At 73.3% G+C, this 6,363-nt stretch carries 7 protein-coding genes; 5 read left to right on the top strand and 2 right to left on the bottom strand.

Annotated elements, in window-relative coordinates:
- Both DBR36_RS14670 and DBR36_RS14665 read left to right on the top strand, forming a co-directional pair.
- A partial coding sequence (locus DBR36_RS14670; protein WP_108320498.1) for an LLM class flavin-dependent oxidoreductase occupies positions 1–840 on the top strand: 840 nt, incomplete at its 5' end.
- A complete protein-coding gene (locus DBR36_RS14665) occupies positions 837–1,613 on the top strand; it encodes an LLM class flavin-dependent oxidoreductase (protein ID WP_108320497.1) in 777 nt (258 codons plus the stop codon). The genes DBR36_RS14670 and DBR36_RS14665, both read left to right, overlap by 4 nt.
- 137 nt (positions 1,614–1,750) lie before the next feature.
- On the opposite strand, the gene DBR36_RS14660 is transcribed toward DBR36_RS14665, so the two are convergent.
- On the bottom strand, positions 1,751–2,245 hold the full coding sequence (locus tag DBR36_RS14660) for a GNAT family N-acetyltransferase (protein ID WP_181373622.1): 495 nt from the start codon (positions 2,243–2,245) through the stop codon (positions 1,751–1,753).
- Positions 2,246–2,301: 56 nt separating this feature from the next.
- Here DBR36_RS14660 and DBR36_RS14655 point away from each other — a divergent pair, with 56 nt between their 5' ends.
- The gene (locus DBR36_RS14655) at positions 2,302–2,709 is read left to right on the top strand and encodes a hypothetical protein (protein WP_108320496.1); all 408 of its coding nucleotides are present in this window, start codon (positions 2,302–2,304) and stop codon (positions 2,707–2,709) included.
- 31 nt (positions 2,710–2,740) lie between these two features.
- Here the strand turns inward: DBR36_RS14655 and DBR36_RS14650 are convergent, their stop codons facing one another.
- Positions 2,741–4,396 (bottom strand): ATP-dependent DNA helicase RecQ, encoded by a 1,656-nt coding sequence (locus DBR36_RS14650; protein ID WP_108320495.1) that lies wholly within the window; start codon positions 4,394–4,396, stop codon positions 2,741–2,743.
- A gap of 170 nt (positions 4,397–4,566) precedes the next feature.
- Here DBR36_RS14650 and DBR36_RS14645 point away from each other — a divergent pair, with 170 nt between their 5' ends.
- Together DBR36_RS14645 and DBR36_RS18120 are read left to right on the top strand one after the other, a co-directional pair.
- Positions 4,567–6,111, top strand: a complete 1,545-nt coding sequence (locus tag DBR36_RS14645; RefSeq protein WP_108320494.1) for an ATP-dependent DNA ligase — start codon at positions 4,567–4,569, stop codon at positions 6,109–6,111.
- A 4-nt stretch (positions 6,112–6,115) separates the two neighbouring features.
- Positions 6,116–6,363, top strand: a 248-nt coding sequence (locus DBR36_RS18120) for a hypothetical protein (protein WP_219927665.1), incomplete at its 3' end; no start/stop codon positions are given.

Here is a 6,363-nt window from a genome sequence, read left to right as displayed (position 1 = left end):
ACCGAGCAGTTGCGCGACGCCGCACGCGCCGCCGAGGACGCCGGCGTCGAAGAGCTGTGGCTGTGGGAGGACTGCTTCCGGTCGTCGGCCTGGGCGGCCGCCGCCGCGGCTCTCGCGGTCACCGACCACTTGCGCATCGGCGTGGGTATCTCGCCTTTTCCGCTGCGGAACGTCGCCGCGTCGGCGATGGAGGTCGCCACGATCGAGCGCATGTTCCCCGGCCGGCTGCTGCCCGGGTTCGGGCACGGGGTGCAGGACTGGATGCGGCAGGTCGGGGCCAAGGCCGCCTCTCCGCTGACGCTCATGCGCGAGCAGATGCCGGCCCTTCGCGCCCTGCTCGAGGGCCGGACCGTCACGACCGAGGGCCGGTACGTCCGGCTGCGCGACGTCGCGCTCGACTGGCCTCCGGCGGCGGCGCCGCTCGTCTACGCCGCCGCCGAGGGCCCGAAGACGCTCGCGGCCGCCGGAGAGGTCGCCGACGGCGTGGTGCTCGACAGCCGGCACACGGTGGACGAGGTCGCTGCGGCGGTCCAGACGGTGCAGGCGGCGCGTCACGCCGCGGGGCGCGAGGGCCGCGCCGATGTCGTGGCCTACGTGCTGACGGCGTTCGGGCCCGACGCCCGCGAACGGGCGACGGCCTCGCTGTCCGACCGACCCGACGCGGCCGACCGCGTGCTCGCCGGTTCGGTGTCCGAGGTCGCCGAGGGCGTCGCGGAATTCCAGGCGGCCGGCGTCGACGACGTCGTGCTGCTGCCGACCGACGATGTCGACCTCGCCGCGTTCTTCGCCGCGGTCGGCCAGGTCGCGGTGGCGGTGCCCCGCGCGGGCGGTGTCTCGTGAGTCGCGGCGTCGTCTCGCTCGGCGTCGCCGGTTCGCTCGGCCCCGACGCGATCGCCCGTATCGCGCCGGCGGTCGAACAGGCCGGGTTCCACACGCTCTGGGTCAACGACACCCCCGACGGCGACGCCCTCGCGGCGCTCGCCGCGGCCGCGCGCGTCACCGAACGGCTGCACTTGGCGACGGGCGTCGTGCCCGTCGACCGGCGCCCGGCGTCCGAGATCGCCGGCGAGGCGGCATCCCTCAGTCTTCCGCTCGACCGAGTGACCATCGGTATCGGCTCCGGAATGGCCAAGCAGGGGGCGCTCGCGCGGGTGCGCGAGGCCGCCGACACTCTCCATCGATCGGGTCTGCCGCGGGTGCTCGTCGGCGCGCTCGGGCCCCGGATGCGCCGCACGGCCGTCGAGAGCGCCGAGGGTGTGCTGCTCAACTGGGTTCCGCCCGTCGAGGCCCGCGAGCAGGCCGCGGCGCTGCACGCCCTGAAGCCGTCGACCCACGTGGCGGTCTACGTCCGCACGGCGATCGTCGAGGCCGCGCGCGAACGCCTCGAGGCCGAGACCGCGCGCTACGCCTCGTTTCCGAACTACGCCGCGAACTTCGAACGGATGGGGGTGGATGCCATCGACACCACCATCCGCGACGTCACCGAGCTGGGGCCCGCGCTCGAGGCCTACACGGCCGCGGCCGACGAGGTGGTGCTCCGCGCCATCGTCCCCGACGACGCGGTCGAGGCCTACATCGACTTTGCGTGGCGCACCGCGCCGAATCCGACGTGACGATCGCCGGGGTGAGCGCGCGGCAGTAGCGGCCGGCCGTGGCGGGCCATCGGCCGAGACCGACGCGCCGCCGCGGCAGACAGCGGCCCGTGCCTTCGCGCGAGCGCGCGGGACCCGAACCCGCGCGGCCCGCGCCCTCAGCGCACCAGCCGCACCGTCCGCGGGATCGGCCCGAACGCCGACGACGCCCCGTCGGGAACGAAGCCGTTGCGCGTGTAGAACGCCCGGGCGCGCGGATTGTCGTCCGCGACCCACAGCGACGCCGGGCGGTCGCCCAGGACGGCATCCAGCAGACCCTGCCCGGCACCGCTGCCATGACGATCCGCGAGGACGTAGAGCATCGTGAGCTCCTCTTCGCGGACGGCCTCGGGCTCGGGAGTGCGCTGGACCGCCGCGAATCCCACGATCTCGTCGCCGTCCGCGGCGACGACGGTGACGAAGGTCTCCTCCGCGAGGTTCTGTCGCCACATGCCGACACGGCGCTCGACGTCGAACCAGGGGCTGGTGTCCGGATCATCGACGAAGCGGCCGTACGTCTCGCGCCACGACGTGGCGTGCACGACCGCGATGCCCTCGGCATCCTCGGGCCGTGCGGTGCGGATCGCGATCGTCGAATCCTTCGATGTCCCCATTCCGGGTGCCTACGGGTCGCGGCCCCGCGCCTCCAGGACGGTGGCAGACTGACCGGATGCCGCGCCGTCGAGGTCTCACCGTCCGCTCCGCCGCCCGCGGGGTGCTCGCCCTGCTGCTGGTCGCCGCCGGGGTCGGCCATCTGACGTGGGGCCGCCGCGGCTACCGGATCGTCGTTCCGGGGTGGGCGACGCGACTGCTGCACACCGACAAGGACGCGATCGTCGTCGCGTCCGGTGCCGCCGAGGTGCTGCTCGGCGTGGGTCTCATCGCCCTGCCGCGCGAGCGCCGCCGCCTGGGCGCAGCGATCGCGGCGTTCTTCGTCGCGGTCTTCCCCGGCAATGTGCACCAGTGGCGTACGGGTCGCTCGGCCCCGGGCTTGGACACCGACCGGGCGCGCTTCATCCGCCTGTTCCTGCAGGTGCCGCTCGTCGCCTGGGCGTGGTGGGCGACGCGCGAACGCTGACCTCGCGCTTCGAGGCTCTGAGCGACGCGCCTCAGGCGGCTTCTCCGAGACCGAGCACACCCGTGTCGAACGCGGCGCGCGCGAGCACCTTGTAGCCGTGCTCGGGGAAGAACACCGTGATGCGGTCGGCCTCGACGCCCATGACCGTGCCGGTCCCGAACTCGCCGTGCCGCACGACGGCGTCGATGCGGATGCCGTCGTCCGCGGCATCCGCGGTCTCGCCCTCGGCGTCCACCGGCGCCGCCGCGCCTGCGTCGCACCGGTCGCACGACCCGCACCGTTCGGGCGTCTCGACCCCGGAATATTCGAGCAGCGCCCGGCGGCGGCAGTGCACGGTCTCGGCGTAGCCGCGCATGATCTCGATGCGCGAGGCGCGGATGCGCTCCTCGGCCTCGTCGCGATCGCGCACCGCGGCCACGGCGTCGCCCGCCGACACCTTCTGCAGCACCGACACGCCGTCGGGACCCGACGCGGCCAGCTCGCAGACGACGAGCTGGTTGAGGACGCGTCCGATCGCCCGGGTCGACCGACCCGAGGACTCGGCGATCTCTTTGGCGCGCAGGGGCTTCTCGGCACGTCGAAGGGCGTCCCAGACGCCCGCGACGTCGGCGCGTTTGCTGTGCCCTCCGGCGAAGAACGACCGCAGCGCGAAGTCCTCGGCGCGATAGTGCAGGATCGCGCGGGCGGGCTGACCGTCACGCGCCGCCCTACCGATCTCTTGCGCGTAGGAGTCGAGGGACTCGGTGACGTCGGCGTGGACGACCAGCCGCACGTCGGCCTTGTCCACGCCCATGCCGAACGCCGACGTGGCGACCACCACGTCGAGCTCGCCGCCGCTCCAGGCCGCGTGCACCTCGTCGCGCCGTTTCTGCGCCATCGCACCGTGGTACGGCGCAGCCCGCAGCCCGAGGGCCACCAGCTCGTCGGCGAAGGCGTCGGTCTCTTTGCGCGTCGCCACGTACAGCAGGGCCGGGCCACCGGCATCCCGCACATCTTCGACGACGGCGCGACGTTTTCCGGCGTCGTCCTCGTGGCGGCGTACCGACATGTGGATCTCGGGGCGGTCCATCCCGCGCACCTCGAGGTGCGGATCGCGCATGCCCAGGCTCGCGACGATGTCGTCGCGGACGGGAGCGGATGCCGTCGCCGTCAGCGCCAGCACGGGTGGGCGCCCGAGCGCCTGGACGGCGTCGCCGATGCGCGCGTACTCGGGGCGGAAGTCGTGGCCCCAGGCCGAGACGCAGTGGGCCTCGTCGACGACGACCAGGCGCACGTCGGCCTCGGCGAGTCGGTCGAAGACCTCGCTGTTGGCGAGCTGCTCGGGGGCGAGGAAGGCGTAGACCGGGTCGCCGCTCTCGATCGCGGCCCACGCGGCCTTCTTGTCGCGCGCACTGGTGCGCGAGTTCAGCGCGACCGCGGCGGGGGCGTCGGGGGCGCGGTCGATCGAGTCGATCTGATCGCGCTGCAGGGCGAGCAGGGGCGAGATGACGACCGTCACACCGCCGAGTTCGCACCCGGCGATCTGGTACACCGCCGACTTGCCGGCCCCGGTGGGGAAGACGACGAGCGTGTCGCGGCCCCCGATGACCGCATCGATCGCCTCGGCCTGGCCGGGCAGCAGGTCGTCCCAGCCGAACACCTCGCGAGCGGTGCGTGCGGACTGTTCGAGTGTGGCGGGAGCGTTCACGGGGCCTCATTCCTGGCGAAGACCCTCAGCACACCTCAGACCTCCGACATCGGTTCGGGGGTTGCGACGACGCGCCTCGTGTGCCACCCGTCGGACGGCGTGCCTAGGCATCGCGAGCGGCCCGGCGCAAGCGCGCCGGCGATGTCGGAGGGGGATGCCACGATGTCCGCATGCTCTTCGGCGACATCGAGACGACCCTCGCGGCGGTCACCGGCACGCGCTCCCGCCTGGCCAAGGTCGAGGCCCTCGCGACGCTGCTGCGGGGCCTCGAGCCCGACGAGGTCGAACCCGTCGTCGGCTTCCTCACGGCGGCCCCGCGGCAGGGGCGCCTCGGCGTCGGCTACAAGACGCTCTCGAACCGAGCGGTCGTCCACGCCGACGCGTCGACGCTCACGGTCGCCGAGGTCGACGACGCGTTCGACCGACTGGTCGGCATCGGCGGCAGCGGCTCGGCTTCCCAGCGCGCGGCTCTGCTCGACGACCTGGCCGAGCGCTCCACCGCGGGGGAGTGGCATCTGCTGATCCGCGTCATGACCGGAGAACTGCGCACCGGCGCGCTCGAGGGAGTCCTGTTGGATGCCGTGGCCCGCGCCGCCGAGCGCGACGCCGCCGTGGTGCGCCGCGCCGCCATGCTCTCGGGCGACCTGGGTCAGACCGCCCGGGTGGCCCTCACCGGTACCGCCGACGATCTCGCCGCGGTCGGTCTGGTCGTCGGACGCGGTGTGCAGCCGATGCTGGCCTCCACCGCCGCGACGGTCGCCGAGGCGCTCGGTGTCGCGGGCCGGGCCTCGGTGGAGTACAAGCTCGACGGAGCACGCGTGCAGGTGCACCGGCACGGCGACGAGGTGCGCGTGTTCACCCGCACCCTCGCCGATGTCACCCATCGGGTTCCCGAGATCGTCGAGATCGTGCGCGGCCTACCCGTGACCGACGTCATCTTCGACGGCGAGACCCTGTCGCTCGACGACGACGGCGCCCCCCGCCCGTTCCAGGACACGATGGCTCGCTTCGGAGCCGAGACGGCGCGGGCCATCGCCCTGCGCCCGTGGTTCTTCGACATCCTCCACGTCGACGGTCGCAATCTCGTCGACGAGCCCCTCCACGCGCGGCTCGATGAGCTCGAACGGGTCGCGGCGCCCTGGCGCATCCCCGCCGTCATCACCGACGACGCCGTCATCGCCGACGACTTCGCCCGCGCGGCTCTCGCGGCCGGCCACGAGGGGGTGATGGTGAAGGGTCTCGACGCGACGTACACCGCCGGACGCCGCGGCAAGAGCTGGCTCAAGGTCAAGCCGGTGCACACCTTCGACCTCGTGGTGCTGGGCGTCGAGCGGGGGTCCGGACGCCGCGCGGGCTGGTTCTCCAACCTGCACCTCGGCGCGCGCGACCCCGACGGACTGTTCGGCGAGCCGGGCGGCTTCGTCATGGTCGGCAAGACCTTCAAAGGCCTCACCGATGAGCTGCTGCAGTGGCAGACCACGCACTTCGCCGAGCGCGAGACCGGCGAGGTGCCCGGTGGCATCCGCGTCGTCCCCGATACCGTCGTCGAGATCGCCATCGACGGGGTGCAGCGCTCGGTGCGCTACCCCGGCGGCGTGGCGCTGCGCTTCGCGCGCGTCAAGACGTACCGTTCCGACAAACCCGCGGCCCAGGCCGACACGATCGACACGCTGCGCGCGCTGCTTCCCGGCGGCGGCACGGCGGCGGAAGGATGACGCGATGAGTCTGGCCCCCTGGCTCGACGGCGAGCTCGGCTACCGCAGCTTCGGCACCCCCGGCTCCCCACGCGCGGTCTTCGTGCTGCGCACCGGCGACGTCGCCACCACGGACCCCGACGCGCGGATCACCTCGAGTTACGACGTGCGCGTGGTCGCGGTGGGACTCGACGCTCCCGAACTCGAGGATCCGCCCGTCTTCGGCGGGCAGACACCGGCCGGACTCACCGTCGACGCCCTGCGCGCGCTGCT

It is taken from the genome of Microbacterium sp. HMWF026, from assembly GCF_003061325.1.
Taxonomy (GTDB): Bacteria; Actinomycetota; Actinomycetes; order Actinomycetales; family Microbacteriaceae; genus Microbacterium; species Microbacterium testaceum_E.
The sequence above is the reverse complement of the archived record's forward strand: the minus strand, read 5'-3'. Positions and strand labels throughout refer to the sequence as shown.

Coding starts and splice junctions, on each gene's coding strand:
- DBR36_RS14660 (WP_181373622.1), bottom strand. CDS start 2,245: ATGGGGACATCGAAGGATTCGACGATCGCGATCCGCACCGCACGGCCC.
- DBR36_RS14655 (WP_108320496.1), top strand. CDS start 2,302: ATGCCGCGCCGTCGAGGTCTCACCGTCCGCTCCGCCGCCCGCGGGGTG.
- DBR36_RS14645 (WP_108320494.1), top strand. CDS start 4,567: ATGCTCTTCGGCGACATCGAGACGACCCTCGCGGCGGTCACCGGCACG.